The organism is Streptomyces longispororuber, from assembly GCF_014656095.1.
Taxonomy (GTDB): domain Bacteria; phylum Actinomycetota; class Actinomycetes; order Streptomycetales; family Streptomycetaceae; genus Streptomyces; species Streptomyces longispororuber.
Genome location: NZ_BNBT01000110.1, coordinates 13,604 through 29,594, shown reverse-complemented (window position 1 = coordinate 29,594; position 15,991 = coordinate 13,604). Strand labels below are relative to the sequence as shown.

The following is a 15,991-nucleotide window of genomic DNA, read 5'->3' as shown; positions in this document are numbered from 1 at the left end:
CGGTGAGGCCGGGCTCCCGCTCGGCCCGGCGCACGTCCGCCACCGCGCGCGGGGCGGCACCCCGGCGGCGCAGCGCCACGACGGGCACCGGCCCGTCCCCGGTCACCTCGGCGACGACCGCCAGAAGTTCGCGGACGGAAACGCCTCCACCTCGGCCGATGTCCAACGTCAGGTCCGCGCCGGGGGCGCCTGGCCCGCGGGCCGCGACAAGGCGCGCCTCGGCCGGGTCGCTCACGCGCCCGTAGTCGCGCGCAGGAGCCGTAGTCGCGCGCGCAGGTGCCGTCGGGCGTGGGCGGTCGGCGCCGAACTCCGTACTCGGCGCACACCCGCCGCACCGGATGCCCGTCGAGCGAGGAGCCCGTACGCGGACCCCGTACGCGGACCCGGTACGCGAACCCCCTACGCGAACCCCGTACCAGAACCCCGTACGGGAGGAAGGTCCGCAGGCGGCCGCCCGGGTATCCCCGACGACGCGTGGGCCGGGGCGACGACCCGCCCCCCGGCGGCCGCCGTGACGCGCGCCACGTGTGCCCCGATACATCCGGCTCCGCCCCTGATGTATCCGGCCCCGCCGGTGACCAGCCAGGTCGTGGGCGTCCGCCTTGGGCGGGCTTGGGCGGGTCGGTCCCCCGCGGTTTGTGGCCGCGGGCCGCCATCGACCATGATGATCGCGGCGATCGAAGGCCGCGCCGCCTGCGCGGCCCCCCGTAGATCGGGCTGATCGGGGCGTGAACGGGCGGTGAACGCCCGCTTCCCTTCATCCGATAGCCTCAGCCGACATGCCGCCCGGCCGCACCCCGGCGAGGGCGCCCCCCTGTCACGCATGTGCCCGCGCGAGTCGCGCCGGGAACCAAGGAGTGAGTTCGTCCTGTCGACCGCCATCCTCACCGGCCAGCCGGTGCCCGGCTCGCCCCTCGAAGGCGATCTGCGGTCCCTGGGCTTCGACGTGCGGACCGCCGAGGACGCCGCCGCCGTGGAGGCGCTCGTCCGCGCCGTCCCCGCCGGCCGGCGCGTCGCCGTCGTCGACACCCGCTTCGTCGGTCACGCGCACGCGCTGCGCCTCGCCCTGACCGACCCCCGCTTCCCGGCCGCCGCCGTGCCCGGCGCCGTCACCGTCAAGCCCGAGGCGCGCGCCGCGCTGACGCACGCGCTGCGCGCCGCGGCCGTCACGGGCCGCGGCACGGCCGTCGCGACCGTCCCCGACGCCGTGCCGGACCGGCTCGCCCAGGCCCTGGAGGCCGACGGCGCCGCCGTGCACCGGCCCGAGCTCGGCACCCTGGTCGCGACCGTGCCCACCGACCCCGAGGCGCGCAACGCCGCCCGGCAGGCCGTCGCCGCCGTCGACGAGGAGGCCGTACGGCTGCGCGGCGCGGCCAAGGCCCGGGACGGGTTCTTCACCACGTACTGCATCAGCCCGTACTCCCGCTACCTGGCCCGCTGGTGCGCCCGCCGCGGCCTCACCCCGAACCAGGTCACCACCGCCTCGCTGCTCGTCGCCCTGGCGGCGGCGGGCTGCGCGGCCACCGGCACCCGCGGCGGCTTCGTCGCCGCCGGCCTCCTGCTGCTGTTCTCCTTCGTCCTGGACTGCACGGACGGCCAGCTCGCGCGCTACTCCCTGCAGTACTCGACCCTCGGCGCCTGGCTCGACGCGACCTTCGACCGGGCCAAGGAGTACGCCTACTACGCGGGCCTCGCGCTCGGCGCCGCCCGCGGCGGCGACGACGTCTGGGCGCTGGCGCTCGGCGCGATGATCCTGCAGACCTGCCGCCACGTCGTGGACTTCGCGTTCAACGAGGCCAATCACGACGCCTCCGCCAACACCAGCCCCACCGCGGCCCTCTCCGACAAGCTCGACAGCGTCGGCTGGACGGTCTGGGCGCGCCGCATGATCGTGCTGCCCATCGGGGAGCGCTGGGCCCTGATCGCCGTCCTGACCGCGCTCACCACCCCGCGCGTCACGTTCGTCGTGCTCCTGGTCGGCTGCGCGCTCGCCGCCTGCTACACCACCGCAGGCCGCGTGCTGCGCTCGCTGACCCGCAAGGCGCGCCGCACCGACCGGGCCGCCACGGCGCTGGCCGACCTCGCCGACACCGGGCCCTTCGCGGGCGCGCTCGCCACGCTCAAGGGGTTCCCGGCGCTGGCCCCGGTCCTCGCCCTGGCCGGCGGCGCGGCCGTCGTCGCCACCGCCGCCCGCGCCTCCTTCGGCAGCCCGTGGCCGGTCATCGCCGCCTTCGGCTACGTGCTCACCTCGGGCCTCGCCGTCGCCCGCCCGCTCAAGGGCCCCCTCGACTGGCTGGTGCCCCCCTTCTTCCGCGCCGCCGAGTACGCCACCGTCCTGGTCCTCGCGGCCAAGGCGGAGGTGAACGGAGCCCTTCCTGCGGCTTTCGGGCTGGTGGCCGCGGTCGCCTACCATCACTACGACACCGTGTACCGCATTCGCGGTGTCGTGGCGCCGCCGCGCTGGCTGGTGCGGGTGATCGGCGGACACGAAGGCAGGACCCTCGCGGTCACCGTCGCCGCCGCCCTGCTGACAACCACAGATTTCACCGTCGCGCTCACGGCGCTCGCCGTGGCCGTGGCACTCGTGGTGCTCGTCGAGAGCATCCGCTTCTGGGTGACCGCCCACAACCGCGGCGCACCCGCCGTACACGATGAAGGAGAACCCGCATGATCGGCCTCGTCCTGGCCGCCGGCGCCGGCCGCCGTCTGCGCCCCTACACCGAAACGCTGCCGAAGGCGCTGGTGCCCGTGGTGGGCGAGGGAACCGAGAACGAGCTCTCCGTGCTCGACCTCACCCTGAAGAACTTCGCCGAGATCGGCCTGAGCGAGGTCGCGATCATCGTCGGCTACCGCAAGGAGGCCGTCTACGCGCGCAAGGAGGCGCTGGAGGCCAAGTACGGCCTCAAGCTGACCCTCATCGACAACGACAAGGCCGAGGAGTGGAACAACGCCTACTCCCTGTGGTGCGGCCGTGACGCCCTCAAGGACGGCGTGATCCTCGCCAACGGCGACACCGTGCACCCGGTCTCCGTCGAGAAGACCCTGCTCGCCGCCCGCGGCGACGGCAAGAAGATCATCCTGGCCCTCGACACGGTGAAGCAGCTCGCCGACGAGGAGATGAAGGTCGTCGTGGACGCCGAGAAGGGCGTCCAGAAGATCACCAAGCTGATGGACCCGGCGGAGGCCACCGGTGAGTACATCGGCGTCACCCTCATCGAGGGCGAGGCCGCCGAGGAGCTCGCCGACGCCCTGAAGGCCACCTTCGAGCGCGACCCCGACCTGTACTACGAGGACGGCTACCAGGAGCTCGTCAACCGCGGCTTCAAGGTCGACGTCGCGCCCATCGGCGACGTCACGTGGGTCGAGATCGACAACCACGACGACCTCGCCAAGGGACGTGAGATCGCGTGCCAGTACTGACGAGGCTCATCCCCTCGCCGGTCGTCGTCGACATCCGGCCGGGGGCGTTGAACGACCTGGCCGGTGTCCTCGCCGACCAGAGGATCTGCTCGTCCACCGGCAAGCTCGCCGTCGCCATCAGCGGCGGCTCCGGCGCGGTCCTGCGCGACCGGCTCGCCCCCTCGCTGCCGGGCGCCGAGTGGTTCGAGGTGGGCGGCGGCACGCTCGACGACGCCATCAAGCTCGCCGACGCCATGAAGAAGGGCCGCTACGACGCGGTCGTCGGCCTCGGCGGCGGCAAGATCATCGACTGCGCCAAGTTCGCCGCGGCGCGGGTGGGCCTGCCGCTGGTCGCCGTCGCGACGAACCTGTCGCACGACGGCCTGTGCTCGCCCGTCGCGACCCTCGACAACGACGCGGGCCGCGGCTCCTACGGCGTGCCGAACCCGATCGCGGTCGTCATCGACCTCGACGTCATCCGCGAGGCCCCGGTCCGCTTCGTGCGCTCCGGCATCGGCGACGCCGTCTCCAACATCTCCGCGATCCGGGACTGGGAACTCGCCGCCCGCGAGCGCGACGAGGACATCGACGGCCTCGCCGCCGCGATGGCCCGCCAGGCCGGGGAAGCGGTGCTGCGCCACCCCGGAGGCGTCGGCGACGACGGCTTCCTCCAGGTGCTCGCCGAGGGCCTGGTCCTCACCGGCATCGCGATGTCCGTCTCGGGCGACTCCCGCCCGGCCTCGGGCGCCTGCCACGAGATCAACCACGCCTTCGACCTGCTCTTCCCCAAGCGCGCCGCCAGCCACGGCGAGCAGTGCGGCCTCGGCGCCGCCTTCGCCATGCACCTGCGCGGCGCCCACGAGGAGTCGGCGCACATGGCCGAGGTGCTGCGCCGCCACGGCCTGCCGGTGCTCCCGGAGGAGATCGGCTTCACCGTGGACGAGTTCGTCGAGGTCGTCGCGTACGCGCCGCAGACCCGGCCGGGCCGCTACACGATCCTCGAGCACCTCAATCTGAACACCGACCAGATCAAGGACGCATACGCCGACTATGCCAAGGCCATCGGTAGCTGAACTCCGGCCCGTCGTTCACCCCGCGGGGGTGAAGGACCGGCGCAGCGGTGAGCACTGGGCGGGACGCCTGTACATGCGGGAGATCTCGCTGCGCTGCGACCGGTACCTGGTGAACACCAGGATCACGCCCAATCAGCTCACCTATCTGATGACCGTCGCGGGCGTCCTCGCGGCCCCGGCCCTGCTGGTGCCCGGGATCCCCGGCGCCGTGCTCGGCGTGGTCGCCGTTCAGCTCTACCTGCTGCTCGACTGCGTCGACGGGGAGATCGCCCGCTGGCGCAAGCAGTACTCGATGTCCGGCGTGTACCTGGACCGCGTCGGCGCCTACCTGTGCGACGCCGCGGTCCTGGTCGGCTTCGGCCTGCGCGCCGCCGACCTGTGGGGCTCGGGCCGCATCGACTGGCTGTGGGCCTTCCTCGGCACCCTCGCCGCGCTCGGCGCGATCCTGATCAAGGCGGAGACCGACCTCGTCGGCGTCGCCCGGCACCAGCAGGGCCTGCCGCCGGTCCAGGAGTCGGCGTCCGTGCCGCGCGCCTCCGGGGTGGCGCTGGCCCGCAAGGCCGCCGCCGCGCTGAAGTTCCACCGCCTGATCCTCGGCATCGAGGCCTCCCTGCTGATCCTCGTCCTCGCGCTCGTGGACGCGGCCCGGGGCGACCTCTTCTTCTCCCGCCTGGGCGTCGCCGTCCTGGCCGGCATCGCGCTCCTGCAGACGCTGCTGCACCTGGTGTCCATCCTCGCGTCGAGCAGGCTGAAGTGAGCGCGCCGGCATCCGCCCTCAAGGTCGGCGCGGTCGTCATCACCATGGGCAACCGGCCGCAGGAGCTGCGCGCCCTGCTCGACTCGGTCGCCAAGCAGGACGGCGACCCGGTCGAGGTGGTGGTCGTCGGCAACGGCGCCCCCGTGCCCGACGTCCCGCCCGGTGTACGCACCATAGAACTGCCCGAGAACCTCGGCATCCCCGGCGGGCGCAACGTCGGCATCGAGGCCTTCGGGCCCGGCGGCACCGACGTCGACATCCTGCTGTTCCTCGACGACGACGGCCTCCTCGCGCGCACCGACACCGCCCAGCTCTGCCGCGAGGCCTTCGCCGCCGACCCGCAGCTCGGCATCGTCAGCTTCCGCATCGCCGACCCCGACACGGGCGTCACCCAGCGCCGCCACGTGCCCCGGCTGCGCGCCTCCGACCCGCTGCGCTCCTCGCGCGTGACCACCTTCCTCGGCGGCGCCAACGCCGTGCGCACCCGCGTCCTGGAGCAGGTCGGCGGCCTGCCCGACGCCTTCTTCTACGCCCACGAGGAGACCGACCTCGCCTGGCGCGCCCTGGACGCGGGCTGGCTGATCGACTACCGCGCCGACATGGTGCTGCACCACCCGACCACGGCCCCCTCCCGGCACGCGGTCTACCACCGCATGGTCGCGCGCAACCGCGTCTGGCTCGCGCGCCGCAACCTGCCCGCCGTGCTGATCCCCGTGTACCTCGGCGTCTGGCTGCTCCTGACCCTGGCCCGGCGCCCGTCGCGGCCCGCGCTGAAGGCCTGGTTCGGCGGCTTCAAGGAGGGCTGGACCACCCCGTGCGGCCCGCGCAGGCCCATGCGGTGGCGTACGGTGTGGCGGCTGACGCGACTGGGCCGACCTCCTGTCATCTGACAAGCTCTGGTCTGACAACATTCGGGCCGTATCCCGGTCCCCGGCCCGGCCTCAGCACGACTGGCCCACGCCTACGCCCGACCGGCCGCGCATCTGAAGACGAAAGTTTCCACTCGTGAGTGAGACAACGCAGGACGGTGGAGTCGCGGTGACCGCGCCACCGTCGCCCGACGACGGGCTTTCCCCGGCCGAGCTCGCGGCCAAGTACGGTCTGTCCGTCAGCGGTGCCCGCCCGGGCCTCGCGGAGTACGTCCGCCAGCTCTGGGGGCGGCGCCACTTCATCCTCGCCTTCTCGCAGGCGAAGCTGACCGCCCAGTACAGCCAGGCCAAGCTCGGCCAGCTCTGGCAGGTCGCGACCCCGCTGCTGAACGCGCTCGTCTACTTCCTCATCTTCGGCCTGATCCTCAAGGCCGACCGCGGCATGTCGCGCGAGGTGTACGTGCCGTTCCTGGTCACCGGCGTCTTCGTGTTCACCTTCACGCAGAACTCCGTGATGGCGGGCGTGCGGGCGATCTCCGGCAACCTCGGCCTGGTGCGCGCGCTGCACTTCCCGCGCGCCTCGCTGCCCGTCTCGTTCTCGCTCCAGCAGCTCCAGCAGTTGCTGTTCTCGATGGTCGTGCTGTTCGTGGTGGCGATGAGCTGCGGCAGCTACCCGCAGCTCTCCTGGCTGCTCATCGTCCCGGTCCTGACGCTGCAGTTCCTGTTCAACAGCGGGCTCGCGCTGGTCATGGCCCGGCTCGGCAGCAGGACGCCGGACCTGGCGCAGCTCATGCCGTTCGTGATGCGCACGTGGATGTACGCGTCCGGCGTGATGTTCTCCATCCCGGTGATGCTCAAGGACCACCCCGGGTGGATCGCCGACATCCTGCAGTGGAACCCCGCGGCCATCTACATGGACCTGATGCGCTTCGCCCTCATCGACGGCTACGGTTCCGAGAACCTGCCGCCGCACGTCTGGGCGGTCGCGCTCGGCTGGGCCGTGCTCGTCGCCGCGGGCGGCTTCGTCTACTTCTGGAAGGCTGAGGAGCGCTACGGCCGTGGCTGACGACAAGAGCACCGGGACGCGCGTCCCCACCGTGATCGCCGACGAGGTGCACATCGTCTACCGGGTCAACGGCGGCAAGACGGGCAAGGGCAGTGCGACGGCGGCGCTGAGCCGCATCATCAGACGGAGCGAGTCGCCGGGCGTGCGCAAGGTGCACGCCGTGCGCGGGGTGAGCTTCACCGCCTACCGGGGCGAGGCCATCGGCCTGATCGGCTCCAACGGCTCCGGCAAGTCGACGCTGCTGCGGGCCATCGCGGGCCTGCTGCCCCCGGAGAGCGGCAAGGTCTACACCGACGGCCAGCCCTCCCTGCTGGGCGTGAACGCGGCGCTGATGAACGACCTGACCGGGGAGCGCAACGTCATCCTGGGCGGCCTGGCGATGGGCATGAGCCGCGAGCAGATCCGCGAGCGCTACCAGGAGATCGTGGACTTCTCGGGCATCAACGAGAAGGGCGACTTCATCACCCTGCCGATGCGCACGTACTCCTCCGGCATGGCCGCCCGCCTGCGGTTCTCCATCGCGGCCGCCAAGGACCACGACGTGCTGATGATCGACGAGGCGCTCGCCACCGGCGACCGCAAGTTCCAGAAGCGCTCCGAGGCCCGCATCCGCGAGCTGCGCAAGGAGGCCGGCACCGTCTTCCTGGTCAGCCACAACAACAAGTCGATCCGCGACACCTGCGACCGCGTGCTGTGGCTGGAGCGCGGCGAGCTGCGCATGGACGGCCCGACCGACGAGGTCATCAAGGAGTACGAGAAATTCACCGGTAAGTAGCCGGATGGCCGCCGTCCGGTCGCGGCCGAACGGAGCAGGGCCCCGCCGGGACGAACCGGCGGGGCCCTGACGTGTTCCCGGCCACCCGCTGTCCCTCAAGTCACGTGCGTCCAGGGAAGCTTGGAGCCAATCGGTGCGTTCTTGTGATGTGCGGAACGCCCCGACGAACCGCCGTCCGTTGTACAACGTAAGCTGTACCGGTGCTGATTCGCGGCAAGTGGGGCGATATCGCTTCCTGGTCGGGTGCGGAACGCCGCGCACCGCGTGGCGGCCTTGGCGGCGTGTCCGAAATAGGATGTTTTGGGTAGGCAGTGTAGAACGGGAGATGTGACGGCAATGGCTACGGACGATCTCCGGCTCCGCGATGCGTCCGCCGTCCTCGCCAAAGCCGCGGACGAGAACTTCCCCGTGGCCCCGTTCTTCCTCCCGCGCGCCTGGCGCGAGGACCTCATGGCCGTGTACGGCTTCGCCCGCCTGGTCGACGACATCGGCGACTCCGACCTGGACCGCTCCGCCGCGCACGCCCGCTACCTGGGCGCAGGACCCGAGGCCGCGGGCGACCCGCTCGCCCTGCTCGACGCCTTCGAGGCCGATCTGCGCAAGATCTTCACCGCCGGCCAGGAGCCCGGCCACCCGCTGCTGCGGGTCCTCGCGGCCACCGTGCGCCGCCGGGACCTGACCCCCGAGCCCTTCCTCGGCCTGATCGCCGCCAACCGCCAGGACCAGCTCGTCACGCGCTACGAGACCTACGACGACCTCGTCGCCTACTGCGAGCTGTCCGCGAACCCGGTCGGCCGCCTCGTCCTCGCCATCACCGGCACCGCGACGCCCGAGCGCGTCCGTCTTTCGGACGCCGTGTGCACCGCGCTCCAGATCGTGGAGCACCTCCAGGACGTGCCCGAGGACCTCGCCCGCGACCGGATCTACCTGCCCGCCGAGGACATGAAGCGCTTCCACGTCCAGGAGCGGGACCTGGCCGCGCCCACCGCGGGCGCGTCGGTGCGCGCCCTGGTCGCATTCGAAGCGGAACGCGCCCGTCGCCTCCTGAATGAAGGCACCCCCCTGGTGGGTAGCGTCCACGGCAGGCTGAAGCTGCTGCTGGCAGGGTTCGTGGCAGGGGGGAGGGCGGCCGTCGCGGCGATCGCCGCCGCCGGATACGACGTACTTCCAAGGCCGCCGAAGCCCACGAGGACGCGCACGCTGCGCGAGGTGGGTGCGGTTCTGCGAGGAGAGGGGTGAGCGGGACCGTGGAGTCGGAACCTCGCGTGTCCGCGCCGGTGGTCGCGGCCTACAGCTACTGCGAGGCCGTGACCGGGCAGCAGGCGCGCAACTTCGCGTACGGCATCAGGCTGCTGCCGACGCCGAAGCGGCGCGCCATGTCCGCGCTGTACGCGTTCTCGCGGCGCGTGGACGACATCGGCGACGGCGCGCTCGCGCCGGACGTGAAGCAGGCGCGGCTCGAGGAGACGCGCGGCGTGCTCGCCCGCATCCGTGACGGCGCCGTCGCCGAGGACGACACCGACCCCGTCGCGGTGGCGCTCAGCCACGCCGCGCTCCACTTCCCGATCCCGCTCGGCGGCCTCGACGAACTCATCGACGGCGTCCTGATGGACGTGCGCGGCGAGACGTACGAGACCTGGGAGGACCTCAAGGTCTACTGCCGCTGCGTGGCCGGAGCGATCGGCCGCCTCTCGCTCGGGGTGTTCGGTACGGAACCGGGGGCGCAGGGCGCGGAACGCGCGCCGGAGTACGCCGACACGCTCGGTCTCGCGCTCCAACTCACCAACATCCTCAGGGACGTTCGCGAGGACGCCCTGGAGGGCCGCACCTACCTCCCCGCCGACGACCTCGCCAAGTTCGGCTGCTCCGCCGGGTTCGCGCGGGCCGAGCCGCCCGCCGGGTCCGACTTCGCGGGGCTCGTCCACTTCGAAGTGCGCCGCGCCCGCGCGCTGTTCGCCGAGGGCTACCGGCTGCTCCCCCTGCTCGACCGGCGCAGCGGCGCCTGCGTGGCGGCCATGGCGGGCATCTACCGCCGCCTGCTCGACCGCATCGAGCGGGAGCCGGAAGCGGTCCTGCGGGGCCGCGTCTCCCTGCCCGGGCGCGAGAAGGCCTACGTCGCCGTGCGCGGCCTGTCCGGCCTCGACGCCCGCAGCGTCTCGCGGCAGGTCATCAGGAGACGTACGTGATCCGCCGCGGCGGCCCCGACCGGCGGGCAACCCTCCGCGTGACCTGGGCGTCCCAGACTGCAACCGCCGAAAGGGAGGACGCATGACGCAGGACGACAGCCGGCCCGGACGGGACGGCGACGCGGACGCGGACCGCCCTGGCCGCCGCCGCGCCGAGCGCCGCCCGTCCGGCCCCGCCGCCCGCGCGGACCGGGCCCCGACCGGGGCCCCGGCGCCCCGGGCGACCGGCCACGCTTCTCCCGCACCGGCGGACAGCGCTTCCCTCGACCCGGCGGACCGGACTTCCACCGCCCCGGCGACGGACGACGCCTCTTCGAAGCCTCGGACACCGTCCGAGGCTTCGGCCAAGTCGGCGGCGGACACCTCGCCCGCCCCGGCGGCACCGGACCGCACCGCCCCCGGCGGAGGCAGCGCGTCACACCGGCCCCAGGACGCCGTGCCCGACGCGACGGACGAGCATGCCGTGCCGAACGAGGACGCCGTGCCGGAGGAGGACGCCGTGCCCGACGCGACGGACGGGCATGTCGTGCCCGACGAGACGCACGGGCATGCCGTGCCCGACGAGGTACCCGCGACCGGCACGAGCCCGGCGGCACGTGCGGCGACGGCGCGGGGGAGCGCGGAAGGCGCCCCGGCCAGGAAGTCGGCCGTCGTCATCGGCGGTGGTCTCGCCGGCATCACCGGCGCGCTGGCCCTCGCCGACGCCGGGCTCGACGTGACGCTGCTCGAGGGCAGGCCCCGGCTCGGCGGCCTCGCCTTCTCCTTCCGGCGCGGCGAGCTGACCGTCGACAACGGCCAGCACGTCTACCTGCGCTGCTGCACCGCCTACCGCTGGTTCCTCGACCGCGTCGAGGGCGCGCACCTCGCACCGCTGCAGGAACGTCTCGACGTACCCGTGCTCGACGCCACCCGGGGGCGCCTCGGCAGGCTGCGCCGCACCGCGCTGCCCGTGCCGCTGCACCTGGCCGCGAGCCTCGCCACCTACCCGCACCTGTCGGTCGCCGAGCGCGCCCGGGTGGGCCGCGCGGCGCTCGCCCTCAAGGGGCTCGACCCGGCCGACCCCGCGCTCGACCACCAGGACTTCGGCAGTTGGCTGGCCGCGCACGGCCAGTCGGCGCGCGCCATCGAGGCCCTGTGGGACCTCGTGGGCGTGGCCACGCTGAACGCCGTCGCGGGCGACGCCTCGCTCGGGCTGGCCGCGATGGTGTTCAAGACGGGGCTGCTCTCCGACCCGGGGGCCGCCGACATCGGCTGGGCCCGGGTGCCCCTCGGTGACCTCCACGACGGGCTCGCCCGCAAGGCGCTCGACTCCGCGGGCGTCCGTACCGAACTGCGCACACGTGTCACCTCCGTCTCGCCCTCGGACAACGGCCGTTGGCGCGTCGACGTGCCCGGCGAGCGCATCGAGGCCGACACCGTCGTGCTCGCCGTGCCCCAGGCCGAGGCGCACGACCTGCTGCCCGAGGGCGCGCTCGACGACCAGGACCGGCTGCTCGACATCGACACCGCGCCGATCCTCAACGTCCACGTGGTGTACGACCGCAAGGTCCTCAAGCGGCCCTTCTTCGCCGCGCTCGGCACCCCGGTCCAGTGGGTCTTCGACCGGACCGAGGCCTCGGGCCTGCGCGCGGGCCAGTACCTCGCGGTGTCCCAGTCCGCCGCCCAGGACGAGATCGACGCCCCCGTGGCGGCGCTCAGGGAGCGCTACCTGCCGGAGCTCGAGCGCCTCCTGCCCGCCGCGCACGGCGCGCGCGTCCTGGACTTCTTCGTGACCCGGGAGCGCACCGCCACCTTCGCGCCGACGCCGGGCGTCGGCCGCCTGCGACCGGGCGCGCACACCAAGGCGCGCGGGCTGTACCTGGCAGGCGCGTGGACCGCCACCGGCTGGCCCGCGACGATGGAAGGCGCCGTACGCAGCGGCATCAGCGCCGCACGGGCCGCGCTGACCGCACTCGACCGCCCCCGTGACCATCTCTTCGAGGAGGCGGCGTGACGCTCGACCTTCTGGGGCCGTCCCAGAACCCCCGCACCGGAACTAGAGGAGAGACTGTGCCGACTGTGCCCTCGGCCGAACCGGCCGCTGTGGACGTGACCTCGCTGCTCGAGCGGGGCCGGACGCTGGCCACCCCGGTGCTGCGGTCCGCCGTCGACCGCCTCGCGCCGCCCATGGACACCGTCGCCGCCTACCACTTCGGCTGGATCGACGCCGAGGGCAACCCCGCCGACGGCGACGGCGGCAAGGCCGTGCGCCCCGCGCTCGCGCTGCTGTCCGCCGAGGCCGCGGGCGCGCCCCCGGAGGTCGGCGTGCCCGGCGCGGTGGCCGTCGAACTCGTGCACAACTTCTCGCTGCTGCACGACGACCTGATGGACGGCGACGAGCAGCGCCGCCACCGCGACACCGTGTGGAAGGTGCACGGACCCGCGCAGGCCATCCTCGTCGGCGACGCCCTGTTCGCCCTCGCCAACGAGGTCCTCCTGGAGCTCGGCACCGTCGAGGCGGGCCGCGCCACGCGCCGCCTGACCACGGCGAGCCGCGCCCTCATCGACGGCCAGGCGCAGGACATCTCGTACGAGCACCGCGAGCGGGTCACCGTCGAGGAGTGCCTGGAGATGGAGGGCAACAAGACGGGCGCCCTGCTCGCCTGCGCGGTCTCCATCGGCGCGGTCCTCGGCGGCGCCGACGACACCACCGCCGACACCCTGGAGCGGTACGGCTACCACCTCGGCCTCGCCTTCCAGGCCGTGGACGACCTGCTCGGCATCTGGGGCGACCCGGGGGCCACCGGCAAGCAGACCTGGAGCGACCTGCGCCAGCGCAAGAAGTCGCTGCCGGTCGTGGCCGCGCTGGCCGCGGGCGGCGCGGCGTCCGAGCGGCTCGGCGAACTGCTCGCCGCCGACGCCAAGAGCAACGACTTCGACAGCTTCTCCGAGGAGGAGTTCGCCGCGCGCGCCGCGCTCATCGAGGAGGCGGGCGGGCGCGAGTGGACCGCCGAGGAGGCGCGGCGGCAGCACACCGTCGCCATCGAGGCCCTGGACACGGTCCGGATGCCGGACCTGGTGCGGGCGCAGCTCACCGCGCTCGCCGACTTCGTCGTCGTACGGAAGAGATGATCACTATCGGGCACACCTGACTCGCAGTCGCCGGAACACCGTCCTGGTGAGGGCGGTGTCCGACGGCGGACCCAGCAGAGAAGAAGCACTGCGTCGAAGGGGAAGCCATGACAGCGACGACCGACGGTTCCACCGGAGCGGTGACGCCCCGCGCGGCCTCGGCCACCGGAACACCTGACACGAACCCCGGGGCGGCCGGGGCACCGGAAGCCGCCGGACGAGCCGTACAGCGCTCCACCGCGTACCTGCTGTCCCGCCAGGACGCGCAGGGCTGGTGGAAGGGCGACCTGGAAACCAACGTGACCATGGACGCCGAGGACCTGCTGCTCCGCCAGTTCCTGGGCATCCGGGACGAGGCCACCACCCGCGCCGCCGCCCTCTTCATCCGCGGCGAGCAGCGCGACGACGGCACCTGGGCCACCTTCTACGGCGGCCCCGGCGAACTCTCCGCCACCATCGAGGCCTACGTGGCCCTGCGCCTGGCCGGGGACGCGCCGGACGAGCCGCACATGGCCAGGGCCGCCGCCTGGATCCGCGAGCGCGGCGGCATCGCCGCCGCCCGGGTCTTCACCCGCATCTGGCTCGCCCTCTTCGGCTGGTGGAAGTGGGACGACCTGCCCGAACTCCCGCCGGAGCTCATCTACTTCCCGAAGTGGTTCCCGCTCAACATCTACGACTTCGGCTGCTGGGCGCGGCAGACCATAGTGCCGCTCACCATCGTCTCCGCCAAGCGCCCGGTGCGCCCGGCCCCCTTCCCGCTGGACGAGCTGCACACCGACCCGGACGCGCCGAACCCGGGCAAGCCCCTTGCCCCGCTGGCCAGTTGGGACGGCGTGTTCCAGCGTCTCGACAAGGCGCTGCACCTCTACCACAAGGTCGCGCCGCGCTCGGTGCGCCGGGCCGCGATGAACAGCGCCGCGCGCTGGATCATCGAGCGGCAGGAGAACGACGGCTGCTGGGGCGGCATCCAGCCGCCCGCGGTGTACTCCGTCATCGCGCTGCACCTGCTCGGCTACGACCTCGACCACCCCGTGCTCAAGGCGGGCATCGAGTCGCTCGACCGGTTCGCGGTCTGGCGCGAGGACGGCGCGCGCATGATCGAGGCCTGCCAGTCCCCGGTGTGGGACACCTGCCTCGCCACGATCGCCCTCGCCGACGCCGGTGTCCCCGCCGACCACCCGCAGCTCGTCAAGGCCGCCGACTGGATGCTGGGCGAGCAGATCGTCCGGCCCGGCGACTGGGCGGTGCGCAGACCCGGCCTCACCCCGGGCGGCTGGGCGTTCGAGTTCCACAACGACAACTACCCCGACATCGACGACACCGCCGAGGTCGTCCTCGCGCTGTGCCGCGTCGCGCACCCGGACCGGCGGCGGATGGAGGGCGCCATCGACCGCGGCGTGCGCTGGAACCTCGGCATGCAGTCGCGGAACGGCGCCTGGGGCGCCTTCGACGTCGACAACACCAGCCCGCTGCCGAACAAGCTGCCCTTCTGCGACTTCGGCGAGGTCATCGACCCGCCGTCGGCCGACGTCACCGCGCACGTGGTGGAGATGCTCGCGTACGTCGGCAAGGCCCACGACCCGCGCGCCCGGCGCGGCATCGAGTGGCTGCTCGCCGAACAGGAGGAGAACGGCGCCTGGTTCGGCCGCTGGGGCGTCAACTACGTCTACGGCACCGGCTCGGTGGTGCCCGCCCTGATCGCGGCCGGACTGCCCGCCGCGCACACGGCGATCCGGCGCGCGGTCGGCTGGCTGGAGTCGGTGCAGAACGACGACGGCGGCTGGGGCGAGGACCTGCGCTCGTACCGCGACGAGCGGTGGATCGGGCACGGCGCCTCCACCGCGTCGCAGACCGCGTGGGCGCTGCTCGCGCTGCTCGCCGCCGAGGAGCGGGACTCCAAGGCCGTCGAGCGCGGCGTCACCTGGCTCGTCGAGGCCCAGCGCGAGGACGGCTCCTGGGACGAGCCGTACTTCACCGGCACCGGCTTCCCCTGGGACTTCTCCATCAACTACCACCTGTACCGGCAGGTCTTCCCGCTGACCGCGCTCGGCCGGTACGTGCACGGAGAGCCGTTCCCCGGCGGCTCGGGCAAGGGGAGCTGATGGCCGCGGATCCGGCCGCAGCGGGGCCCGCCCCGCTCCTCGTCGCCTGCGCGCTCGGCATCGAGCGGCTCGCCCTGCGCACCGGCGACCGCGGCGGCGCCGACGGGTCCGTGACCGTGCTGCGCACGGGCATGGGCCCCAGGGCCGCCGAGCGCTCGGTCACCCGCGCGCTCGGCAGCCAGGCGCTGCGCGACGCGGCCGTCGTGGCCACCGGGTTCTGCGCCGGCCTCGCCCCCGGCATGCACCCCGGTGACCTCGTGGTCGCCGAGGAGACCCGGCACCAGGGCGGCAGCACCCCCTGCCAGGGCACGGAGCTGCTGGTCGGGGAGCTGGCGCGGGCCCTGCCCGGCCGGACCGTGCACACCGGCCCGCTCACCGGCTCCGACCACGTCGTCCGCGGCCCCGAGCGCGGCGCCCTGCTGGCCACCGGGGCGATCGCGGTCGACATGGAGTCCGCCGTCACCCTGCACAGCGCCGTCGCGGCCGGTCCCCGGCCGGTTGCGGCCGTCCGGGTGGTCGTGGACGCCCCCCAGCACGAACTGGTCCGCATCGGCACGCTGCGCGGTGGAATATCGGCTTTCCGCGTGCTCCGTGCCGTGCTCCCCGCTTTTTACGAATGGCACCGTTCTTCGCCGCTCCCCCGGAGGTGAGCC

Annotated in this window: 13 protein-coding genes and 1 pseudogene; 13 read left to right on the top strand and 1 reads right to left on the bottom strand. The window is 73.3% G+C overall.

What is annotated here, in order from left to right:
- A pseudogene (locus IE330_RS27215) lies at window positions 1-235 on the bottom strand (UDP-glucose 4-epimerase GalE); the annotation flags it as partial.
- Window positions 236-868: 633 nt separating this feature from the next.
- On the opposite strand from IE330_RS27215, the gene IE330_RS27210 reads away from it, so the two are divergent.
- The 13 genes from IE330_RS27210 (at window position 869) to IE330_RS27150 (ending at window position 15,988) form a co-directional block, all read left to right on the top strand.
- Window positions 869-2,671, top strand: coding sequence for a DUF5941 domain-containing protein (locus IE330_RS27210; protein WP_190138778.1), 1,803 nt, complete (start codon window positions 869-871; stop codon window positions 2,669-2,671).
- Window positions 2,668-3,420 (top strand): phosphocholine cytidylyltransferase family protein, encoded by a 753-nt coding sequence (locus IE330_RS27205; protein ID WP_190138774.1) that lies wholly within the window; start codon window positions 2,668-2,670, stop codon window positions 3,418-3,420. The genes IE330_RS27210 and IE330_RS27205 overlap by 4 nt, the downstream gene beginning before the upstream one ends.
- A complete protein-coding gene (locus IE330_RS27200) occupies window positions 3,408-4,472 on the top strand; it encodes an iron-containing alcohol dehydrogenase family protein (RefSeq protein ID WP_190138773.1) in 1,065 nt (354 codons plus the stop codon). Before IE330_RS27205 ends, IE330_RS27200 begins: the two co-directional genes overlap by 13 nt.
- Complete coding sequence (locus tag IE330_RS27195) at window positions 4,450-5,229, top strand: CDP-alcohol phosphatidyltransferase family protein (protein ID WP_190138772.1); 780 nt, start codon at window positions 4,450-4,452, stop codon at window positions 5,227-5,229. The genes IE330_RS27200 and IE330_RS27195 overlap by 23 nt, the downstream gene beginning before the upstream one ends.
- A 44-nt stretch (window positions 5,230-5,273) precedes the next feature.
- The gene (locus IE330_RS27190) at window positions 5,274-6,119 is read left to right on the top strand and encodes a glycosyltransferase family 2 protein (protein WP_190138777.1); all 846 of its coding nucleotides are present in this window, start codon (window positions 5,274-5,276) and stop codon (window positions 6,117-6,119) included.
- Window positions 6,120-6,234: 115 nt separating this feature from the next.
- A complete protein-coding gene (locus IE330_RS27185; RefSeq protein ID WP_190138771.1) occupies window positions 6,235-7,164 on the top strand; it encodes an ABC transporter permease in 930 nt (309 codons plus the stop codon).
- A complete protein-coding gene (locus IE330_RS27180; protein ID WP_190138770.1) occupies window positions 7,157-7,939 on the top strand; it encodes an ABC transporter ATP-binding protein in 783 nt (260 codons plus the stop codon). Before IE330_RS27185 ends, IE330_RS27180 begins: the two co-directional genes overlap by 8 nt.
- A gap of 336 nt (window positions 7,940-8,275) precedes the next feature.
- On the top strand, window positions 8,276-9,178 hold the full coding sequence (gene hpnC, locus IE330_RS27175; RefSeq protein ID WP_190138769.1) for a squalene synthase HpnC: 903 nt from the start codon (window positions 8,276-8,278) through the stop codon (window positions 9,176-9,178).
- Entirely contained in the window at window positions 9,175-10,125 is a 951-nt protein-coding gene (gene hpnD, locus IE330_RS27170; RefSeq protein ID WP_190138768.1) for a presqualene diphosphate synthase HpnD, read from the top strand. Before hpnC ends, hpnD begins: the two co-directional genes overlap by 4 nt.
- A 655-nt stretch (window positions 10,126-10,780) precedes the next feature.
- Window positions 10,781-12,118, top strand: coding sequence for a hydroxysqualene dehydroxylase HpnE (gene hpnE, locus IE330_RS27165; RefSeq protein ID WP_190138776.1), 1,338 nt, complete (start codon window positions 10,781-10,783; stop codon window positions 12,116-12,118).
- A complete protein-coding gene (locus tag IE330_RS27160) occupies window positions 12,115-13,236 on the top strand; it encodes a polyprenyl synthetase family protein (RefSeq protein ID WP_190138767.1) in 1,122 nt (373 codons plus the stop codon). The genes hpnE and IE330_RS27160 overlap by 4 nt, the downstream gene beginning before the upstream one ends.
- Before the next feature lie 107 nt (window positions 13,237-13,343).
- Window positions 13,344-15,338, top strand: coding sequence for a squalene--hopene cyclase (gene shc, locus IE330_RS27155; protein WP_190138766.1), 1,995 nt, complete (start codon window positions 13,344-13,346; stop codon window positions 15,336-15,338).
- A complete protein-coding gene (locus tag IE330_RS27150; protein WP_190138765.1) occupies window positions 15,338-15,988 on the top strand; it encodes a phosphorylase family protein in 651 nt (216 codons plus the stop codon). The genes shc and IE330_RS27150 overlap by 1 nt, the downstream gene beginning before the upstream one ends.
- Window positions 15,989-15,991: the final 3 nt, after the last annotated feature.